The following is a 21860-nucleotide window of genomic DNA, read 5'->3' on the forward strand; positions in this document are numbered from 1 at the left end:
TACAAAAAAGATTGAAATGGTGATGTATGATTTCGAAAATTTTTGTAATTTTGCGGCATAATTCATGGATTTATGGCAAAGAACACTGTTTGGCACGATGACTATTGGCTGTTGCTGATGCAGATATACTTGCAGAAGCCTGTAGGTGTGAAGCCGCTCTACTGTCGCACGTTAGTCGACCTGAGCATCGAGTTGCATATCGTTCCGCAGGTGTTGCACTCCAAGATGCAGCAGATAGCACGCTTGGAAACGCCTCGCATAGAACGCATCTGGCAGACTTACAGTCAGAACCCTCGCCGCTTGGCCAGGGCTGTGCGTTTGTTGCGTGAGATGAAAGGCTTTGGTGCTGCCGATGACTTCTATCAGGGCGTTGAGGTGGCGGAGACCTTTGAGAAGGACTTTCGTCCGCTGGCAGAGGATGCCCGTTTTACGCCCATCATGCTGATACTGATTCTGGACCTTTATTTTCGTCTGAGCACCATCACCATGGTGACCGAGACGCCAGAGGTGCAGGACTTGGCCCGCCTGATGAAGGTGAAGCCCGCGGATGTCGTTGAGGTGCTTGAGATGTTCCAGATCTGTGATCCCTACCTGAATCGTGAAGAAAAAGTCTCCTCGCCTCTGCTTCAGTCGTGCAGACAGTTATGGCAGCGCTATGGGAACATAGCAACAGAACAGTTGGCTGCTTATGCCGAGGAGTTGAAAGCGTATTTCAAGAGTTAGGCGCTATTCTATCAAAAAAAGGCTATAGTGTTATAAAGAAAAACAATGCCACAAGGTCAGATACAAGAACAGAAGCTTGAGCAGAAGTTGCAGCAGAGTGTCTCGCAGCAGCAACTGTTGCAGTCGCAGCTGGTGGAGTTGCCCATTCAGCAACTGATGGAGCGTATCGAGACCGAGATGCATGATAACCCCGCATTGGAGACGAACACGGAAGACCCCGACTTCCCGGAGTCGCCCGACTTCTCCGATTCCCAGGATACATCCGATGATTTTGACAGTCAGCGTGAGCGTGAGGAACGCAGCGATGCACTGGATGCTGCCCTTGAGAATATAGGGCGCGATGATGAGGACCTGCCCGTTTATCACGGCGGCATGTCGACAGCCGATGAGCGCGAGGACATGGTGCTGGGCGATACACAGTCGTTCTACGACCAACTGCTGGAGCAGGTGGGTGAGATGGAGCTGACCGACCGCGACCGTTATGTGATGGAGTATCTAATCCGTTCGCTCGATGACGATGGACTGCTGCGTACCCCCCTCGACACAATCATCGAGGAGCTGGCCATCTATCACAGCATTGACATCAGTCTGGGCGATATGGAGCAAGTGCTACGTCGCCTGCAACAGTTGGATCCACCTGGTATTGGCGGCCGGACGTTGCAGGAGTGTCTGCTGCTCCAGATTGAACGCAAAACGTCCTCGCACCTGACCAACCTGATGCACCGTGTGATTACCGACTATTTCGATGCTTTCACCAAGAAGCATTGGGACAAGATACAACGTGCCCTGGGACTGACCGACCTACAGACGGATGAGCTCTTGCGTGAGTTGCGACGCCTGAACCCCAAACCAGGTGCTGCCATGGGTGAGACAATAGGTCGCTCGATGCAGCAGATTACGCCCGACTTCATTGTGGACACCCTGGACGATGGCACCATCACCTTTACCCTGAACAGTGGCGAGGTGCCGCAGCTGCAGGTGTCGCAGTCGTTTGCTGATTTGCTGAAAGATTATCAGACCAATAAGGATGGACTCAGCCGACAGATGAAGGAGGCCTTGCTCTACACCAAACAGAAAGTAGAGGCCGCCCAGAGCTTTATTGATGCCGTGCAGATGCGCCGCCGTACGCTGACCACGACGATGAAGGCCATCATCCGTTTGCAGCACCGCTTCTTTGAGGAGGGTGACGAGTCGCTGCTCCGTCCGATGATCCTGAAGGATGTGGCCGAGAAGACAGGACTCGACCTGAGTACCATTTCGCGTGTGTCGAACTCGAAATATGTGCAGACACGCTGGGGACTGTTCCCCCTGAAGTACTTTTTCAGCGACGGCTATGTGACTGAGAGCGGCGAAGAACTGTCAACCCGTGAGATTAAAGCCGCCCTACGCGAGGTCGTAGAGGCAGAAGATAAACGAAAACCCCTGAGCGACGAAGCTCTGTGTGAGGCCCTCAATCAAAAGGGCTATCCCATTGCACGCCGTACGGTGGCAAAATACCGTGAGATGTTAGGCATTCCCATTGCCCGACTGAGGAAATGACCAAAGTATAGAGAAAGTGACAAGAGAAAAAGGATTTATTTATGCAGCGCGTACGGTCAGTCTGATTTTTACGCCGTTCTATCTGCCCCTGATGGGACTGATTGTGCTGTTCACGTTCAGCTATCTGAGTCTGTTGCCCCTTGGCTATCGACTGCTGGTCATGGCGATGGTCTATTTCTTCACCATCCTGCTGCCCACGTTCCTCATTCATATCTACCGCCGTTTCCAAGGCTGGTCGCTGTTAGAGTTGGGACAGAAGCGCCGTCGTATGGTGCCTTACGTGCTGAGTATTCTGAGTTATGCCCTTTGCTTATGGGTACTCTACTCGCTGCACATCTATCATTTCGTGTCGAGTATCGTCTTTGGCGCGCTGGTGGTTCAGATTGTGTGTGCGGTCATTAATATCTGGTGGAAGATCTCTACACATACAGCGGCCATCGGTGGTGTGGCAGGCGCTCTGTTCGTCTTTGCCGAGATATTCGGGTTTAACCCCGTGTGGTGGTTCTGCCTGGTGTTTCTGGTGGCCGGCTTGCTGGGCTCTGCCCGTATGTATCTGCGCCAGCATACACTTGCCCAGGTGGTGGCGGGGTTTGGCATTGGCTTTGTGTGTGCCACCCTGGGAATTATTTTTTATTGAAAGTTGAAAGATTAAGATATGAAACCTATTGTCAGTATTATCATGGGCAGCACCAGTGACCTGCCCGTTATGGAAAAAGCCTGCAAGTTGCTTGACGAGATGCAGGTACCGTTCGAAGTTAACGCCCTTTCGGCCCACCGCACACCCGATGCTGTGGAGGAGTTTGCCCGTACAGCCAAAGACCGTGGTCTGAAAGTGATTATTGCAGGTGCCGGCATGGCCGCTGCATTGCCTGGCGTTATTGCCGCCTCGACAACACTGCCTGTTATTGGTGTGCCCATCAAGGGTATGCTCGATGGTCTTGACGCCATGCTCTCTATCATCCAGATGCCCCCAGGCATCCCTGTGGCTACTGTAGGTGTGAATGGTGCACAGAACGCTGCCATCCTCGCAGTCGAGATGCTGGCACTGAGTGATGAGGCTCTGGCACAGCGCCTCAGCGACTATAAGAGTGGTCTGAAGTCGAAGATTGAGAAGGCCAATAAGGACTTGGCAGAAGTAAAGTATAGCTTCAAAACCAATTAAGTCCATTAGTCCCTTAAGTCCTATGAGAAGAAAAACAATAACAGCCCATGTGGGCAACATTGCCATTGGTGGCGATAACCCCATCCGTATCCAATCGATGGCTACCACCGATACCAACGACACCGAGGGTTCGGTGGCTCAGGCCAAGCGCATCATCGATGCCGGTGGTGAGCTGGTTCGCTTTACCACCCAGGGTATTCGCGAGGCAGAGAACATGAAGAACATTTCGGCTCGACTGAAGGCTGATGGCTATAACACACCGTTGGTGGCTGATGTGCACTTCACAGCCCATACGGCCGACGTGGCAGCACAATACTGTGAGAAGGTGCGTATCAACCCAGGTAACTATGTGGATCCGGGCCGCACCTTTAAGCATTTGGAGTATACCGACGAGGAATATGCTGCCGAGTTGGAGAAGATAGAGAAGAAACTTGTACCCTTTATCAATATCTGTAAGGAGCACCATACGGCTGTGCGCATTGGTGTGAACCACGGCTCTTTGTCCGACCGTATCATGAGTCGCTATGGCGACACGCCCGAGGGTATCGTAGAGAGTTGCATGGAGTTCTTGCGCATTTTCCGTCGCGAGCAGTTCAATGATGTAGTTATCAGCATTAAAGCTTCGAATACTGTGGTGATGGTGACCACCGTGCGCCTGCTGGTGAAGACCATGGACAAGGAGGGTATGCACTATCCCTTGCACCTGGGTGTCACCGAGGCCGGTGAAGGTGAGGACGGACGAATCAAGTCGGCCCTGGGTATTGGTGCCTTGCTGACCGAGGGCATTGGCGACACCATCCGCGTGTCGCTCTCTGAGGAACCGGAGTGTGAGATTCCCGTGGCTCGCAAGTTGGTGGACCTTATTCCAGAATGTACCCGTCTGCGTGCTGAGGCTGAGGCCGGCATCAAGGACGATACTATTACGCTGAGTATTGACGCCCCCGACTGGGAGACCTTCCAACTCAAAGCCTCAATGGCTGTGGGAGCCCTGCTCATCGACAGAAAGGCTACCAATCTCGTGATTAACGATCTTCAAGGCCTTAAGGACTCTAAGACTCTTAACGACCTTGCCGATGCTATTCTCCAGGCTGCGCGCATCAAGTTTACCAAGACCGAGTATATCTCGTGCCCTGGTTGCGGACGCACACTCTATAACCTTCAGGAGACCATCGCCAAGATCAAGGCTGCCACGAAGGATCTTGTGGGACTGAAGATAGGTATCATGGGCTGTATTGTGAACGGTCCTGGCGAGATGGCTGATGCCGACTATGGCTACGTGGGTGCTGGTCGTGGAAAGATCAGTCTGTATCGTGCCAAGGAATGCGTCGAGAAGAACATCCCAGAGGAAGAGGCCGTTGACCACTTGCTGGCCCTCATCAAGAAGGATAGGGGATAGAACGAAAAAATTTCCTAATAACATAAAACCTAATGACATGAAAAAGATGAAAATGTTGATGCTGGCCGCCATCCTGACTTGCGGCGCAATGAGTGTACAGGCACAGGTGATGAAGGCAGCTGACCTGGAGAAGTATGCCAAGGAGAGATATGGCGATAAATGGGCTGATGCTGCTGCTAACCTGGCTAAGGACCTGAAGTTGGACAAGAACGAGTCACTGTCGTACCAACAGGTGATTGAGGTTCCTGGAAAGACCAAGCAGCAGTTGTATGTGGCACTGAACTATTGGGTGACGGCCACATTTAAGGACAAGCAGGCCATCACCCTGAACGACAAGGACGCAGGCTGTATCATCATCTCGAGTCCTATTGAAGGCATTGCCGATCATACAGGTACGCTGAACCGCTATGTGGTGAGCATCACGCCAGTGATTAAGATAGACATCAAGGAAGGGCGTGTGCGCGTGACCTATACCGTGCAGAACTATGACATTCTGAAGGCAGAGGCTGCTGGATGGATAGGGGGAATCCTCGATAATAGTGAGAATCGTACGGAGCGCCAGAATTACTATGGTGACGGCAAGCGTCTGAAGGACGACAAGACAGACCGCCGCCTGTATGATGAGCAGTGGGAGATAGCCAAGCACTATCCCTTTGTGGAAAAAGACAACAAGAAACGCACGTGTTCGAAGGCTTTGGTGATGACACATGCCTACTCGAACGCCATCATGGATAAGGTGGAAGAGGCCGTGAAGAACGGTATTGTAGGAAACGAAGACGAGGACTGGTAATCAGTCCTCGTTACTTTATTTCATTAAGATCTCACTCAACTCGCGCATGCCCTCGCTGGCGCCTTTCTGTATCTGCTTGACGCTGGAGCCGGCATTGATGGGGTTGGGGTCGATGAGATAGATGGGCGTGCCAGGGCGTACGTAGTGAAGGAGTCCGGCAGCGGGGTAGACGTTAAGACTGGTACCAATGACAATAAAGATGTCGGCCGTCTGAGCCTCCTCGGCAGCCACGCTGATTAAGGGCACTGCCTCGCCGAAGAACACGATGAATGGACGGAGCAGGGAACCGTCGCCGGCCTTGGTGCCAGGTGCGATCTCGCAGTTGTCGGGGGTGAGTGTCTGTTGGAAATAGGGATTGTCCACATCGCGGCTGGAGCAGACCTTCATCAACTCGCCATGCAGATGGATGACCTTTGATGAGCCAGCCTGCTCGTGCAGGTTGTCAACATTCTGGGTGACTACGGTGACATCGTATTTCTCTTCCAGGGCGGCCACCAGCTTATGACCATCGTTGGGTTTCGCATTCCAGCATTTCTTGCGCAGCATATTATAGAAGTTGGTGACCAATGTGGGGTCGGCCTCCCATCCCTCATGGGTGGCTACCTTTGCCACAGGATACTCCTCCCACAGCCCGTCGGCATCGCGGAAGGTGCGCAAGCCACTCTCTACGGACATGCCTGCACCCGTCAAAACAACAATCTTCTTCTTCATAAGGTGTCTAATTTATATGGTTCTGCTTGCAAAGATACTTAATAAATCGTAAAGTGATATCGTTTTTGAAGAAAAAATAGTATCTTTGCGGCTTGAAAACCAGCATGCTAATCATGGATATCATAAAGAATCAACATTTTGAGGGCGAGCGCCCTTTGTTTGAGTCACACAACCTGCGATTGGAAGATGTGACTATTGGAGATGGTGAAAGTGCCATCAAGGAGTGTACAAATATTGAGGCTGAGGACTGTCATTTCTGGGGGAAATACCCTTTTTGGCATGTGCACGGTTTCAAGATTAACCGTTGCCAGTTTGACGAAGGTGCACGCTCTGCCTTGTGGTACAGCGATCACTTGGAGATGAAAGACACACGGATTGACGGTCCGAAGATGTTTCGTGAGATGCACGACATCAAGTTGGAGAATGTGGTGATTAACGATGCTGACGAGACCTTCTGGCGCTGCCAGAATATTGAGGCGAAGAACCTGACGCTGCACGAAGGAACCTATCCGTTTATGTTTTGCGACAATGTGAAGATTGACGGTTTAAAGAGTGATTCGAAGTATGTGTTCCAGTATTGTAAGAACGTGGAACTGACAAATGCCAACATCGTGACGAAGGACTCGTTCTGGGAATGCGAGAATATCACCATTTGTAACTCTGTGCTCGACGGTGAGTATCTGGCTTGGCACTCGAAGAATGTGCGACTGGTGAACTGTCATCTGGCAGGTGAGCAGTTGCTGTGCTATGCCGAGAATCTGGTGCTTGAGAACTGCACGTTTGACAAGGCTTGCGACCGCGTGTTTGAGTATAGCAATGTGCGTGCCGATATCCGTGGACATATTGAGAACATCAAGAATCCCAGTAGTGGATATATCGTGGCAGATTCTATCGGTAGTGTCACCATTGACAAGAATGTGAAGGCACCGAATGACTGCGTGATTGAGACAAGACAATGAAATATAATTTTGATGAAATCGTAAACCGACGCGGCACTGGCTGTGTGAAGTGGGATGAAATGCCCCGTGAGGATATGATTCCTCTGTGGGTGGCCGACATGGACTTCAAGGCTGCGCCTGCCATTCAGAATGCTATCCGCAAACGTGCTGAGCATGGCGTGTTTGCCTATACATTAGTAGAAGAACCCTATTACGAGGCTGTCATCTCGTGGTTCCAACGTCGTCATCACTGGACCATCCGTCGTGAGGAGATCCTCTATACGACGGGTGTGGTGCCAGGAATGAGTGTGGCAATCAAGGCCCTGACGATGCCTGGCGAGAAGGTGCTTATCCTGTCGCCCGACTATAATTGTTTCTTCTCGAGTATCCGTAACAATGGCTGCGAGGTGCTGGAGACGTGTCTGGTGCGGCGTGATGATAACCGCTTCGAGGTGGATTGGCAGGACTTTGAGACGAAGTGTGCCGACGAGAAAACCACGGTGTTCCTGCTGTGTAACCCTCATAATCCCACGGGACGTGTGTGGACGAAAGAGGAACTTGGCAGGATGAACGACATCTGCATGAGGTATGGTGTCAAGGTGGTAAGCGATGAGATTCACTGCGAGCTGGTGATGCCTGGACATACGTTCCAACCCTTTGCGGCGGTTAGTGATGCATGTCGTGAGAACAGTGTCATCCTGAACTCGCCTTCTAAGTCGTTTAATATCGCCGGTCTGCAAACAGCAAATATCATTTGTGCACAACCGGAATGGCGTCGCCGACTGGATCGTGCTATTAATATTAATGAGGTGTGCGACCTGAATCCTTTCGGTCCTGTGGCACTGATGGCTGCCTATAACGAGAGTGAGGACTGGATTGACGAGTTGAATGCCTATCTGTGGGGCAACTACCAGGCTATCTGTGAGTTTGCAGCCAAACATCTTCCCCAATGGAAGATGTTGCCTTTGGAAGGTACCTATCTGCCATGGATTGACATTACAGCTACCGGACTCAGTGCTCAGGCATATGCCGACCTGCTGATGAAGGAGGCAAAGGTATGGGTGAACCCAGGAACGATGTATGGTCCACAGAGTGGCGAAGGTTATATCCGATTGAACATGGCCTGCCCAAGGGCGTTGCTGATGGAGGCGCTGAGAAGAGTGGCGGAGAATGTACATTGAATAATGTGCAATCAATAATGAACAATAAACATTAACTCAATAACAATGGAAGAAATGAAAACGCAACTGCCCGAGAATGCGTTTCGGGAGTTGAAAGACGGTGAACAGTATGAGCCGTTGATGTCGCCACAGGGTCAGTATCCTGAGGTGAATGGCTGGTCGGTAACCTGGGGCGTGCTGATGGCAATGCTCTTCTCGGCTGCTGCTGCCTATCTGGGACTGAAGGTGGGACAGGTGTTCGAAGCTGCTATCCCTATTGCAATCATTGCTGTGGGTGTGTCGACAGCCGCACGTCGTTCAAAGGCCTTGGGCGAGAATGTTATCATCCAGTCTATTGGTGCCTGCTCGGGTGCTGTGGTGGCTGGTGCTATCTTCACACTGCCCGCCATCTATATCCTGCAGGCGAAGTATCCTGATATGGCGGCCTCGTTCCTACAGGTGTTTATGGCCTCGGCCCTGGGCGGTATCCTGGGTATCCTCTTCCTGATTCCTTTCCGTAAGTATTTCGTAAGTGAGATGCACGGCAAGTATCCTTTCCCCGAGGCTACAGCCACTACGCAGGTGCTGGTGAGTGGTTCGAAGGGTGGCGATCAGGCCAAGCCCTTGCTGCTGGCAGGACTGGTGGGCGGTCTCTATGACTTCATCGTGGCTACCTTTGGCTGGTGGAACGAGACTGTGACGAGTCGTATGATTGGCTGGGGCGAGGTGCTGGCCGACAAGACGAAGCTGGTGTTTAAGTGTAATACGTCGGCAGCTGTGCTGGGCTTGGGCTATATCATCGGACTGAAATATGCTATGTATATCTGTCTGGGTTCAGTGGCTGTATGGTGGCTCATCGTGCCTGGTATGGCACTGATCTTCGGCGACCAGACACTGAGTCTGGGCGGTGTGGAGGCTACAACAGCCGTGAACGCCATGTCGGCCGAGGAGATTTTCAAGACCTATGCCCGTAGCATTGGTATCGGTGGCATTGCCATGGCTGGCATCATTGGCATCATCCGTTCGTGGAGCATTATCAGAAATGCCGTGGGACTGGCTGCCAAGGAGATGAAAGGCGGAAAGGGTGCTGCGATGACATCGCAACGAACAGAACGCGACCTGTCGTTTAAGTTTATTGGCATCGCATCGATCACAGCTCTGGTAATCACTTTCGTGTTCTTCTGGCTGGGCGTAATGCACAACCTGCTGTTTGCGGTGGTGGCCATCCTGCTGGTGACGGTGATTGCCTTCCTCTTTACAACGGTGGCTGCCAATGCCATTGCAATTGTGGGTTCGAACCCTGTGTCGGGCATGACACTGATGACTCTGATCTTGGCTTCGGTGGTGATGGCTGCTGTGGGTCTGAATGGCTCTGGTGGTATGCTGGCAGCACTGATTATGGGTGGCGTGGTATGTACGGCCTTGTCGATGGCTGGCTGTTTTATCACCGACCTGAAGATTGGCTATTGGTTGGGCTCAACTCCCAGAAAGCAACAGCAGTGGAAGTTCCTGGGTACGCTGGTGAGTGCCGCTACCGTGGGTGGCGTGATGATGTTGCTGAACCAGACCTATGGCTTTGATCCCAACCAGGAGGGACATTTGGTGGCTCCGCAGGCAAATGCCATGGCCGCTGTCATTGAACCCATGATGAATGGTGCAGGTGCACCCTGGCTGCTCTATGGCATTGGTGCCTTGCTGGCCATTGTACTCACATGGCTGAAGATTCCAGCCCTGGCCTTCGCATTGGGTATGTTCATTCCCTTGGATCTGAATATCCCCTTGCTGGTGGGCGGTGCCATCAACTGGTATGTCACTACACGCTCGAAGGATAAGACCGTGAACGAGAAACGTGGCGAGAAAGGTACACTCATTGCTTCGGGCTTCATCGCCGGTGGCGCGTTGATGGGTGTGGTGAGTGCGCTGTTGCGCTTCGGTGGATTCAATCCCGTGAGCGACGAGTGGCTGGCCAATCCGCTGTCGGAGTTCTGCGCTCTTGTGGCCTATATCCTGTTGATGTGCTACTTCATCTGGGCTACACGCACTAAGAAAGCATAATAACCAAAATAAAAATCCTAAGACAACATGAAGAAAATAATTCTAACCACAGCCATTGCGCTGACTGTCGCCGCGAGTGTGTCGGCAGCAGAAAATGTGAAGGCAACGGTTCACGCCGATAGGGCGGGAGCCAAGATTAACCGCGAGATCTACGGTCAGTTCTCAGAGCATCTGGGTACGTGTATCTATGGTGGTCTCTGGGTAGGTGAAGACTCGAAGATTCCCAATATCAAGGGCTATCGAAAGGATGTGTTCGAGGCACTGAAGGCTTTGAAGGTGCCTGTGCTGCGCTGGCCGGGAGGCTGTTTTGCTGACGACTATCACTGGATGGACGGCATCGGACCAAAGGACCAGCGCCCATCGCTACGCAACAACAACTGGGGCGGTACCATCGAGGACAACTCGTTTGGTACGCATGAGTTCCTGAACCTTTGTGAGATGCTGGACTGCGAGCCATATATCAGTGGCAACGTGGGCAGTGGCACGGTGAAGGAGATGGCCCAGTGGGTGGAGTATATGACGAGCGACGGTGATACGCCCATGGCCCGTCTGCGTCGTCAAAATGGTCGCGAGAAGGCTTGGCACGTGAAGTACTTCGGTATTGGTAACGAGGCTTGGGGCTGCGGTGGTAACATGACGCCAGAGTACTACTCGGACGAGTTCCGTAAGTTCAACACCTATTTGCGCGACTATACGGGCAACAAACTCTATCGCATTGGTAGTGGTGCCAGTGACTACGACTATAAGTGGACGGAGGTACTGATGGATAAGATTGGTAACCGCATGCAGGGCGTCAGTCTGCATTACTATACCTGTTCTGGTTGGGATGGTCCTAAGGGTTCGGCAACGAAGTTTAATACCGATCAGTATTACTGGGCACTGGGTAAGTGCTTGGAGATTGAGGATGTTATCAAGCGCCACAAGGCCATCATGGACGAGAAGGATCCGAAGAATACCGTGGGACTGCTCGTTGACGAGTGGGGCACATGGTGGGACGAGGAACCTGGCACCATCAGCGGTCACCTATATCAGCAGAATGCTCTGCGTGACGCCTTTGTGGCTTCGCTGTCGCTGAACGTCTTCCATAAGTATACCGACCGCGTGAAAATGGCAAATATCGCTCAGGTGGTGAACGTGCTGCAGTCGATGATACTCACCGACCAGGAGGGTACAGGTCATATGGTGCTCACACCAACTTATCATGTCTTTAAGATGTATACTCCGTTCCAAGAGGCTACCTATCTGCCTGTTGATCTGCCCACAGAGACCATTCAGGTGAGTAAGGCATACTTCCAGGAGAAAGAGGGTGCTAAGGATGCTGGCTATCGTCCATGTCCCATGCTCTCGGCCTCGGCAGCCAAGACCACTGATGGCAGTCTGGTTCTGGCCATCACGAACGTGAGTCTTGACAAAGCCCAGACGATTGATTTCAATATTGAAGGCTATCAGGCCAAGAGTGTGAAGGGCGAGATTCTTACCTCGAAGAAGGTGGATGACTTCAATGACTTCCAGCATCCGGAGGTTGTGTCGCCTAAGCCCTTTACTGATGCTAAACTGAAGAAGAATACGGTGACGGTGCAGGTGCCTGCGAAGTCGATTGTGGTTCTGAATATCAAATAATAGAAACATAAAAGAAGGGGGGCATATCAATCACAGATATGCCCCCCTCTTTTATTGTCCTTACGCCTCGCGTTGTCTGGTTCCCATGCGGGCTTCGACGACGTTGACCACATAGTCGCCCAGTTTCTCGCACTCGTTCACTAGATCGATATAGATAGTGCCCTCTGCGTAGGTGTAGAGGTGATTGTTCACATCAACGATGTTCTGGGCCTTCAGTTGATTGCGGTAGTTGTTGATCTCATTCTCGATGTTGAAGGTGCGGTTCACATCGTAGGCCTCCTTGCGGCCACTCATGAGCTTGTTCATCTGAGAGAGTGCCTGGTCGGTGAGACCCATCATCTGGTGCAGATGACTATACTGCTTCTCAATGAAGTGGTCTTCCTTCTTCGAGTATTTGCGATTGATGGTGCGGGCCATATTGAAGCAGGCATCACCAATAGACTCCAGCTCGCTAACCTCACGTAACATGGCACGGATTTTACCCTTGGTCTCGTCAGACAGGTGGGCGTCGCTCACGTTCTCAAGGTACTTGGCAATCTCGAGTTCCATATTATCGCTAATACCCTCATATTTCTCAATGCGGGTGTAGAGTTTGTTGAAGTCCTGTTCGTTGTTCTTCTCCTTACTGCGCTCGCTCGACGACAGGTTGAGTAACTCCTGCACCATGCCAAACATGCGCTGCATACGGTTGGAGAATGCCTGAATCTCTTTCTGGGCCTCAAGCACTGAGAGTTCGGGGGTCTTCATGAAACCAGCTGTAATGAAATGCAGGCGGAAATCCTCCTCCTCGTCCACCTTCTTGGGTTTGATAACCCAGCATACAAACTTCTCAATCTGTGGGATAAACCAAATGAGGATGCAGGCATTAATTACGTTGAAACCCGTATGGAAGGCTGCCAGCACAAAGGTGAGGTAGTCCTTCTTGGGAATCGTGTTCATGTCCTTGTCAAGCATTTCGCTGCCTACATACTGAACCACCCATTCGATACCGTCAATGAACCAATAGAATACGATGAGAATCCAAAGTACGCCAAACACATTGAAGAACATGTGTGCGAGTGCTGCTCGGCGGGCTTGCGTGTTGGCCGAAAGGGCGGCCAGGTTCGAGGTGATGGTGGTTCCGATGTTCTCGCCCAGCACCAGTGCAATACCCATGGAGATGGGCATGGCGCCACTGCTACAGAGTAACATGGTGATGGCCATCACGGCTGCCGACGACTGCACGCAGAAGGTCAATACACCTCCTAGCAGGAGGAAGGTGAAGATGGTCCAGTAGGAGTGCATGTCGAACGACTTAAAGAACGAGAGTACATCGGGATTCTCGCCTAGGTTCATGGCCTGTCCTGTGAGACGCAGGGTGGTGAGTCCCATTAGTAGGAAGCCTAAGCCAAAGAGAAAATCACCTGTGTAGCGATGCTTCTTCATGTAGATGAGGATGATACCGATAAAGAAACCGATATAGCTCACTATGCTGATGTCGAATGAGTTGGTCACGGCCATGATCCATGCCGTGAGTGTGGTGCCGATATTCGCACCCATGATGACCGAGATGGCCTGGGCCAGTGTGAGCAGGCCGGCGTTTACAAACGAAACAGTCATCACGGTAGTAGCCGTTGATGACTGCACAGAGGCTGTGACGACAGAGCCTGTTAATAAACCTGTAATGCGATTGGATGTCATGGCTCCCAATGCGTGACGCAACTGCGGGCCGGCCATTTTTTGCAAGGCCTCACTCATGGACTTCATACCAAACATGAGAAGTGCCAGTGAACCGAGCATGGTGAAAATCGTGAGCATCATACGAGTGAATGTTCGTTAATAATATAAATTCGGTGCAAAAATAATAAAAATATCTGATAATGGAACCTTATTTCTGAAACTTTTTGTATATTTGCCCAGAATTAGCGAAAAGTTATGGAAAAGAAAATTGAAATAAGGTGTCTGAACGATGGACAGAAGTATGAGGTGCCCATGGGCTGTTCGCTGAAAGAAGCCTTTGAGCAGATAGGCTTGCAGATGACTTATCCTCCTATCACTGCGCGTGTTAATAATAAGGTAGAAGGAATGCATTTCCGCGTGTATAAGCCCAAGGAGGTGGAATTTATGGATATTACCTCGCCTTCGGGTCAGCGCGCCTATACTCGTACGTTGTTCTTTATCCTCTGTAAGGCTGTGCACGACCTGTACACGCCTTGTAAGGTTGCCATTGACATCCCTGTGAGTAATGGCTACTATGTGGATTTGAACATCGGACATCCTGTTACTTTGGAGGATGCAGGCCGCATCCGTCAGCGTATGCAGGAGATTATCGATGAGGATTTGCCTATCCACCGTCATGAAACAACGACAGAGGAGGCCATCCATATGTTCAGTATCCTGCATACCCATTCGAAGGTGAAACTGCTGAAGAGTACGGGCTCGCTCTATACTACGTTTTACGACATAGACGAGTATTACGACTATTTCTATGGTGCTTTGCTCACCCGCACCTCACAAATCTATCTCTTCGGACTGGAGAAATACTATGATGGTCTGCTGTTGCGAATTCCTTCTGTAGAACACCCTATGGAGTTGGGCGAGTTGGTGATGCAGGACAAGATGTTTTCTATCTTCAAGGAACATCATCGCTGGCAGGATATCCTGGGCATGCGCACTATTGGCGACCTGAACGAGGCTATTGATAAGGGCTTTACATCAAAACTCATACAGATTAGTGAGGCTCTGCAGGAGAAAAAGATTGGTAAGATTGCTGATGAGATAGCCAATAGGAAGGGCATTAAGCTGGTGCTGATTGCCGGACCGTCGTCAAGTGGTAAGACCACCACGTGTAAGCGCCTCTCGGTGCAGTTGGCTGTGAATAGCATTAAACCGGTTCCCATCTCGCTCGACGACTATTTCCTGGACCGTGAGCTTACTCCCCGTGATGCCACAGGTGATTACGACTTCGAGAACCTGCACGCCTTGAACCTGCCACTGTTGAGAGAGCAGATGAACGCGTTGTTCCGTGGTGAGGAGATTGAATTGCCACGCTATGACTTCCCCACAGGTAAGAGTGTGAAGAGTGGCAGGAAGTTGCGTCTGAATGAAGGCGAGGTGCTGGTGGTGGAAGGTATCCATGCATTGAATCCTGAGTTAATGGAGGGTGTGCCGCAAGAACAGATCTATCGCGTCTATGCCTCGGCGCTGACCACGCTCCTGTTGGACAACCATAATTATATACCCACTACAGATAATCGCCTGCTGCGTCGTATCATCCGCGACTATAAATATCGCAATGTGTCGGCTCAGGAGACCATCCGCCGCTGGCCTTCTGTGCGTCGTGGTGAGAATAAGTGGATTTTCCCATATCAGGAGAATGCTGACCAAATGTTCAACTCGGCCATGCTGTTTGAGTTGGCCGTTATCAAGAGTCAGGCTGAACCTTTACTTGAACGGGTACCCGAAAATTGCCCCGAATACGCTGAGGCCTACCGCCTACGTAAGTTCCTGAAATACATACGTCCTATACCCGAAGATCAGATCCCGCCAACCTCATTATTACGTGAGTTCTTGGGTGGTTCGTCATTCGAATATTAAGTTGTTTTAACATAAGAAAAAGCGATTGCAAGGATACGAATATCGGTTTATTTTCGTATCTTTGCAATCGCTTTTTGATAACTAATAAAAAACGAATCGACACTTATGATACAGACCGTGGTGAAGCGCGATGGCCGCATCGTGGGCTTCAATGAACAGAAGGTGATGGCCGCCATCCGTAAGGCTATGATGACGACCGACAAGGGTGAGGATGAACACTTGCTCAACCAGATAACAGATCATATCGCCCAGCGTGGTGATACGCAGATGACTGTGGAACAGATCCAGGACCTGGTAGAGCTGGAGTTGATGAAGTCAAGTCGAAAGGATGTGGCTCAGAAGTATATCGCCTATCGTAATCAGCGCTCTATCGCCCGTAAGGCTAAGACGCGTGACGTGTTCTTGGATATTGTGAATATCAAGAACAACGATGTGACGCGTGAGAATGCTAATATGAATGCTGATACGCCCGCCGGCATGATGATGAAGTTTGCTTCGGAAACGACCAAGCCCTTCGTTGATGACTATCTGCTGTCGGAAGAGAGTCGCGCGGCCGTGGCTCATAACTATCTGCACATCCACGACAAGGACTATTATCCCACGAAGTCGTTTACCTGTGTGCAGCATCCGCTGGATCATATTCTAAACTGCGGTTTTATTGCCGGACACGGAGCCTCACGTCCTGCCAAGCGTATTGAGACAGCCTCTGTGTTGGCATGTATCTCGCTGGAGTGCGCTCAGAACGAAATGCATGGTGGACAAGCTATTCCTGCCTTTGATTTCTATCTGGCACCCTTTGTACGTCTGTCGTATATTGAGGAACTGAAATACTTGGAGGACCTTTATGGTGAGGACTTCAGCGCTCTGTATAATGAGCCTTTGATGGATTATCTGAAGCAACCGCTCGATGGACTTCAGGGTACAGACCGTGTGCGTCAGCATGCCATCAACAAAACTGTTGGTCGTGTGCATCAGGCCATGGAGGCATTTATCCATAACATGAATACCATTCACTCACGTGGTGGCAACCAGGTGGTTTTTTCTTCTATCAACTATGGTACGGACACGTCAGCCGAAGGTCGCTGCGTGATGCGTGAGCTGTTGCTCTCTACCTACGAGGGCGTGGGTGGTGGCGAGACGGCTATCTTTCCTATTCAGATATGGAAGAAGAAGCGTGGCGTGAACTACCTGCCTGAGGATCGCAACTTCGACCTGTATCAGTTGGCTTGTAAGGTGACGGCCCGTCGTTTCTTCCCAAATTTCTTGAATCTCGACGCAACGTTTAACCAGAGTGAGGAATGGCGTGCCGATGATCCTAAGCGCTATATCCATGAGGTGGCAACGATGGGTTGCCGTACGCGTGTGTTTGAGAACCGTTTTGGCCCCAAGACCAGTATCGGTCGTGGAAACCTGTCGTTCTCTACCATCAACCTGGTTCGTCTGGCTTTGGAATGCCGTAGGGAAGAGGAACAGGAGCAGCGTCTGGGACAATTCTTTGCTAAGTTGGACGAAATGCTGGAAATCACAGCCCAGCAACTGGACGACCGCTTCCAGTTCCAGAAAACTGCCTACACACGTCAGTTCCCCCTATTGATGAAGAGTTTGTGGATTGGCGGAGATAAGTTGGGTGCTTCGGACACCGTAGAGAGTGTGATCAACCAGGGTACACTGGGTATTGGCTTCATTGGCTTGGCAGAGTGTTTGGTGGCGCTCATTGGCAAGCATCACGGTGAGAGTGAAGAGGCACAGGAACTGGGCTTGAAGATTATCACTTATATGCGCGACCGTGTGAATGAGTTCTGCGACCGTTATCACCATAACTACTCAGTATTGGCAACACCTGCCGAGGGCTTGGCTGGCAGATTCACCAAGCGCGACCGTAAGGACTTTGGCGTTATTCCTGGCGTGACCGACCGTGATTACTATACAAACTCGAACCATGTGCCTGTGTACTATAAGTGTTCGGCTCGCCATAAGGCTGAGGTTGAGGCTCCTTATCATGACCTGACTCGTGGTGGTCATATCTTCTATGTGGAGATTGATGGCGATGCTACGCATAACCCACAGGTGATTATGAGTGTGGTTGACATGATGGACCGTCTGAACATGGGCTATGGCTCAGTGAACCATAACCGTAATCGCTGCATGGACTGCGGTTATGAGAATGCTCAGAACGACCTGAAGGCTTGTCCGAAGTGTGGTTCTACGAATATTGACCGTCTGCAGCGTATCACAGGCTATCTGGTGGGCACCACCGACCGTTGGAACAGTGGTAAGTTGGCGGAGCTTAACGACCGTGTGACGCATATTGACGACGGTGAGAAGAGTTTGTTCTAGGAGATACTGGGCTTTTCTGGGCTTTTCTGGGCTTTTCTAGGCTTTTCTAGGCAATCCTAGGCTTTCCTAGGAGATCCTAGGTTAAAATATACAATGATAAGAGTACTTTCGATTATAGAAGATACAATGGTGGACGGTCCGGGTTTCCGGACCTCCATTTATTGTGCGGGATGCCGTCATCGGTGTCCTGGCTGTCACAACCCACAGTCGTGGGACTTTGGCGGTGGACGCGAGATGTCGACCGAGGAGATCATGCGCATCATCGTGGCCGACCCTTATGCCAATGTGACGTTCTCAGGTGGCGACCCAATGTATCAGGCAGCGGGGTTTGCGGAACTGGCGCATGCCATTCGCCGTAGAACAAACAAGGATATCTGGTGCTTTACGGGTTTCCGTTTTGAGGAACTTATCCAACCGGAACAGCGTGAACTGCTTGAGCAAATTGACGTGCTGGTGGATGGACCATATGTAGCATCACTGCGCAATCCGGACCTTTTGTTCAGGGGCTCGTCGAACCAACGTTTGATTGATGTACAGGCTTCTTTGTTCTCTGGAGATGTTGTGCTTTGGCAGCAAAATGCCTGATTATTTGATAGTTTCATATTTTATTTGTACCTTTGTAGCCGAAAATTTATTGCAATAGATGAAAAAACTGTTTATCGAGACATACGGATGTCAAATGAATGTGGCTGACTCTGAGGTGGTGGCCTCAGTGATGCAGATGGCTGGCTATGAGACTTGTGAAAGTGTGGAAGAAGCCGATGCCGTGTTTTTGAATACTTGTTCTGTGCGTGATAACGCCGAACAGAAGATATACCACCGTTTGGAGGCACTTGGAGCTGTGAAGCGTAAGCGCCCGCTGATTGTAGGTGTGCTGGGTTGTATGGCCGAGCGTGTGCAGCAGGATTTGCTGGAGAATCATGGAGCTGACTTGGTGGCTGGTCCGGATGCTTATCTGACCTTGCCCGACCTGGTGGCACAAGCTGAGACGGGTCATAAGGCTATTAATATTGAACTGTCTACCACAGAGACTTATAAGGATGTGGTACCACAGCGTTTACATGGTGCCAAACTTGGTGGCTTCGTGAGTATTATGCGTGGTTGCAACAACTTCTGTCACTACTGCATTGTGCCCTATACTCGTGGACGTGAGCGCTCAAGAGACTTGGAGAGTATCCTTCGTGAGGTTCGTGACCTGCGTGACCGTGGCTTCAAGGAGGTGACGCTGCTCGGCCAGAACGTGAACTCATATAGCTGTGAGAAATCGGATGGGAGTGGCGACCGAATTGCTTTCCCAGAGTTGCTGCGCCGTGTGGCCGAGGAGGCACCGCAGATGCGTGTGCGTTTCACAACCTCGCACCCAAAGGACATGAGCGACGAGACACTGCATGTTATTGCTGAGGTGCCTAACGTATGTAAGCATATCCACCTGCCTGTGCAGAGTGGCTCAGATAAGATACTGAAACTGATGAACCGTAAGTACACCCGTGAGTGGTACCTGGACCGTGTGGCAGCTATTCGTCGCATCATCCCCGATTGCGGTCTTTCAACCGATATCTTCGTGGGCTATCATAACGAGACGGAGGAGGATCATCAATTGAGCTTGAGTCTGATGCGTGAGGTGGGCTACGACTCGGCCTTTATGTTTAAGTATTCAGAACGTCCAGGCACTTACGCATCGAAACACCTGCCCGATAATGTGGCTGAGGACGAGAAGATTCGTCGACTGAATGAGCTCATCGCCCTGCAAACCGAGATGTCGGCGCAGCGCAATAAGCTGGACGAGGGTAAGGAGTTTGATGTGTTGGTAGAGGGATTCTCGAAGCGCAGTCGCGAGCAACTGTGCGGTCGTACAGAGCAGAACAAGATGGTGGTGTTCGACAAAGGGAATCACCATATTGGCGAGACGGTACGTGTGCGCATCACAGGCAGTACCAGTGCCACACTCTTCGGCGAAGCGTTGTAAACAGCACTGGACGACTTGACTAAGATTAAAGAACAACAAAGATATGAGAGATTTTTTGCGTGTGTTGAGGCGTTTCGTGCCTCCCTATAAAAAATATTTAGCCCTGTCGGTATTTTTTAATATCCTGTCGGCAGTGCTGAACATCTTCTCGTTTGCTGCGTTGATACCTATCCTGCAGATTCTGTTCCAAACGGGCGATGCAGAGACGGCTACCCACGTGATGGCATGGGACTGGAGTGACGTGCAGGGTGTCTTGATGAATAACCTGAACTATTATGTTAATGGTTTGATCTCTGACTACGGTGCCACTACCACACTGTTGCTGATAGGCTTGTTCTTGGCATTCACAACCCTGCTAAAGACGGGCGCCTATTTCCTGACGTCGGCATGTATCGTGCCCATCCGCACGGGTGTGGTGCGCGACATACGCAATCAGTTGTATGAGAAAATAACATCACTGCCCATGGGCTTCTTCTCGGAAGAGCGCAAGGGCGACATTATTGCTCGTATGAGTGGTGATGTGCTGGAGGTGGAGAACTCTATCATGGCATCGCTCGAGATGCTGTTCAAAAATCCCGTTCTTATCGTTGCTTACTTTGCGACGATGTTGTTCGTCTCGTGGCAGTTGACCACCTTTACTTTGGTTATCGTGCCCGTGATGGGATGGTTTATGGGACTCGTAGGTCGTAAGTTGAAGCAGGACTCGGCCAAGGCTCAGAGCCTGTGGAGCGACACAATGAGTCAGGTGGAGGAGACACTGGGTGGCCTGCGCATCATCAAGGCCTTTTGTGCCGAGGAGAAGATGAACCACCGTTTTGACCAGACCAACTCTTCCTATCGCTCGCACCTGATGAAGGTGAACATCCGTCAGTCGTCGGCGCACCCCATGAGTGAGTTCCTGGGTACGGTGATGATTGTCATCGTGCTGTGGTTCGGCGGTATGCTGGTGCTGAACAATCAGGCCATCACAGGTCCTACGTTCATTTACTATATGGTGATTCTCTACTCAATCATCAACCCTCTGAAGGAGTTCTCGAAAGCCAGCTATAGCATCCCCAAGGGCCTGGCCTCTATGGAACGTATCGACAAGATTCTGATGGCCGAGAACACCATTACCGAGGTGGAGCATCCTAAGCATATCGCTTCTTTTGAGCACCAGATAGAGTTCCGTCATGTGTCGTTCCGTTATGGCGAGCAGTGGATCCTGAAGGATATCAACCTGATTATCCCTAAGGGCAAGACCATTGCCATTGTGGGACAGTCGGGTAGTGGTAAGTCAACCATGGTCGACCTGATTCCTCGCTATTATGACGTGCAGGAGGGAGAGGTGCTCATTGATGGCATCAATGTGAAGGATCTGGGTATTCACGATCTGCGCCAGTTGATTGGTAATGTGAACCAGGAGGCCATCCTGTTTAACGATACGTTCCGCAACAATATCTCGTTTGGCGTGGACAACGCCACCGACGAGCAGATTGCCGAAGCTGCCAAGATTGCGAATGCCTACGACTTCATCATGCAGTCGGAGCACCAGTTTGAGACGAACATCGGTGACCGTGGTGGTCGTTTGTCGGGTGGTCAGCGTCAACGTGTAAGCATTGCCCGTGCCATTCTGAAGAACCCGCCCATCTTGATTCTTGATGAGGCGACATCAGCGCTGGATACAGAAAGTGAGCGACTGGTGCAGGATGCTCTGGAGCGACTGATGAAGACACGTACTACGGTGGCCATTGCCCACCGCTTGTCGACCATTAAGAATGCTGATGAGATACTCGTGCTGCACGAGGGACAGATTGTGGAACGAGGCACACACGAGGAACTGCTCGGCATTGATGGCTATTACAAGAAATTGAACGATATGCAAAGTCTGTAATATGATGGCGTCGT

At 51.0% G+C, this 21860-nt stretch carries 17 protein-coding genes; 15 read left to right on the top strand and 2 right to left on the bottom strand.

Features of this window, described 5'->3' with window-relative positions; all coding sequences use genetic code 11:
- The first annotated feature begins 72 nt into the window (after positions 1–72).
- The 6 genes from M1D30_RS00870 to M1D30_RS00895 are packed head-to-tail and all read left to right on the top strand — an operon-like array spanning position 73 to position 5610.
- Complete coding sequence (locus tag M1D30_RS00870) at positions 73–723, top strand: hypothetical protein (RefSeq protein ID WP_248505264.1); 651 nt, start codon at positions 73–75, stop codon at positions 721–723.
- Positions 724–768: 45 nt separating this feature from the next.
- A complete protein-coding gene (gene rpoN / locus M1D30_RS00875; protein WP_248505266.1) occupies positions 769–2262 on the top strand; it encodes an RNA polymerase factor sigma-54 in 1494 nt (497 codons plus the stop codon).
- A 16-nt stretch (positions 2263–2278) separates the two neighbouring features.
- Positions 2279–2899 carry a phosphatase PAP2 family protein gene (locus tag M1D30_RS00880; RefSeq protein ID WP_248505268.1) on the top strand — a complete coding sequence of 207 codons (621 nt, stop codon included), beginning with the start codon at positions 2279–2281 and terminating at the stop codon, positions 2897–2899.
- Positions 2900–2917: 18 nt separating this feature from the next.
- On the top strand, positions 2918–3424 hold the full coding sequence (gene purE, locus M1D30_RS00885; RefSeq protein WP_248505270.1) for a 5-(carboxyamino)imidazole ribonucleotide mutase: 507 nt from the start codon (positions 2918–2920) through the stop codon (positions 3422–3424).
- Between the two features lie 22 nt (positions 3425–3446).
- Positions 3447–4820 carry a (E)-4-hydroxy-3-methylbut-2-enyl-diphosphate synthase gene (ispG, locus tag M1D30_RS00890; protein WP_248505272.1) on the top strand — a complete coding sequence of 458 codons (1374 nt, stop codon included), beginning with the start codon at positions 3447–3449 and terminating at the stop codon, positions 4818–4820.
- A gap of 37 nt (positions 4821–4857) precedes the next feature.
- Positions 4858–5610, top strand: a complete 753-nt coding sequence (locus M1D30_RS00895; protein WP_248505274.1) for a DUF4468 domain-containing protein — start codon at positions 4858–4860, stop codon at positions 5608–5610.
- 15 nt (positions 5611–5625) lie between these two features.
- Here M1D30_RS00895 and M1D30_RS00900 read toward each other — a convergent pair whose 3' ends face one another.
- Positions 5626–6321, bottom strand: a complete 696-nt coding sequence (locus M1D30_RS00900) for an NAD-dependent deacylase (protein ID WP_248505277.1) — start codon at positions 6319–6321, stop codon at positions 5626–5628.
- A gap of 113 nt (positions 6322–6434) precedes the next feature.
- On the opposite strand from M1D30_RS00900, the gene M1D30_RS00905 reads away from it, so the two are divergent.
- Genes M1D30_RS00905 through M1D30_RS00920 form a run of 4 tightly spaced genes read left to right on the top strand, consistent with a single transcriptional unit; the run spans position 6435 to position 12094 of the window.
- Complete coding sequence (locus tag M1D30_RS00905; protein ID WP_248505279.1) at positions 6435–7280, top strand: DUF3737 family protein; 846 nt, start codon at positions 6435–6437, stop codon at positions 7278–7280.
- Positions 7277–8440, top strand: a complete 1164-nt coding sequence (locus M1D30_RS00910) for a MalY/PatB family protein (RefSeq protein ID WP_248505281.1) — start codon at positions 7277–7279, stop codon at positions 8438–8440. Before M1D30_RS00905 ends, M1D30_RS00910 begins: the two co-directional genes overlap by 4 nt.
- A 45-nt stretch (positions 8441–8485) precedes the next feature.
- Positions 8486–10474 carry an OPT family oligopeptide transporter gene (locus M1D30_RS00915; protein WP_248505283.1) on the top strand — a complete coding sequence of 663 codons (1989 nt, stop codon included), beginning with the start codon at positions 8486–8488 and terminating at the stop codon, positions 10472–10474.
- Positions 10475–10501: 27 nt separating this feature from the next.
- Entirely contained in the window at positions 10502–12094 is a 1593-nt protein-coding gene (locus M1D30_RS00920) for an alpha-N-arabinofuranosidase (RefSeq protein WP_248505285.1), read from the top strand.
- Positions 12095–12154: 60 nt separating this feature from the next.
- Here the strand turns inward: M1D30_RS00920 and M1D30_RS00925 are convergent, their stop codons facing one another.
- The gene (locus M1D30_RS00925; RefSeq protein WP_248505288.1) at positions 12155–13894 is read right to left on the bottom strand and encodes a Na/Pi cotransporter family protein; all 1740 of its coding nucleotides are present in this window, start codon (positions 13892–13894) and stop codon (positions 12155–12157) included.
- Positions 13895–14008: 114 nt separating this feature from the next.
- On the opposite strand from M1D30_RS00925, the gene M1D30_RS00930 reads away from it, so the two are divergent.
- The 5 genes from M1D30_RS00930 to M1D30_RS00950 all read left to right on the top strand — a co-directional run bounded on the left by M1D30_RS00930 (position 14009) and on the right by M1D30_RS00950 (position 21846).
- Positions 14009–15670: a nucleoside kinase gene (locus tag M1D30_RS00930; protein ID WP_248505290.1), complete on the top strand. Its 1662-nt coding sequence runs from the start codon at positions 14009–14011 to the stop codon at positions 15668–15670.
- 105 nt (positions 15671–15775) lie between these two features.
- Positions 15776–18007, top strand: a complete 2232-nt coding sequence (locus M1D30_RS00935; protein WP_248505292.1) for an anaerobic ribonucleoside triphosphate reductase — start codon at positions 15776–15778, stop codon at positions 18005–18007.
- Positions 18008–18100: 93 nt separating this feature from the next.
- Positions 18101–18592, top strand: coding sequence for an anaerobic ribonucleoside-triphosphate reductase activating protein (gene nrdG, locus M1D30_RS00940; protein ID WP_248505294.1), 492 nt, complete (start codon positions 18101–18103; stop codon positions 18590–18592).
- Between the two features lie 58 nt (positions 18593–18650).
- The gene (gene miaB / locus M1D30_RS00945; RefSeq protein ID WP_248505296.1) at positions 18651–19973 is read left to right on the top strand and encodes a tRNA (N6-isopentenyl adenosine(37)-C2)-methylthiotransferase MiaB; all 1323 of its coding nucleotides are present in this window, start codon (positions 18651–18653) and stop codon (positions 19971–19973) included.
- 43 nt (positions 19974–20016) lie between these two features.
- Positions 20017–21846, top strand: a complete 1830-nt coding sequence (locus tag M1D30_RS00950; RefSeq protein WP_248505298.1) for an ABC transporter ATP-binding protein — start codon at positions 20017–20019, stop codon at positions 21844–21846.
- Positions 21847–21860: the final 14 nt, after the last annotated feature.

The organism is Prevotella sp. E15-22, from assembly GCF_023204875.1.
Taxonomy (GTDB): domain Bacteria; phylum Bacteroidota; class Bacteroidia; order Bacteroidales; family Bacteroidaceae; genus Prevotella.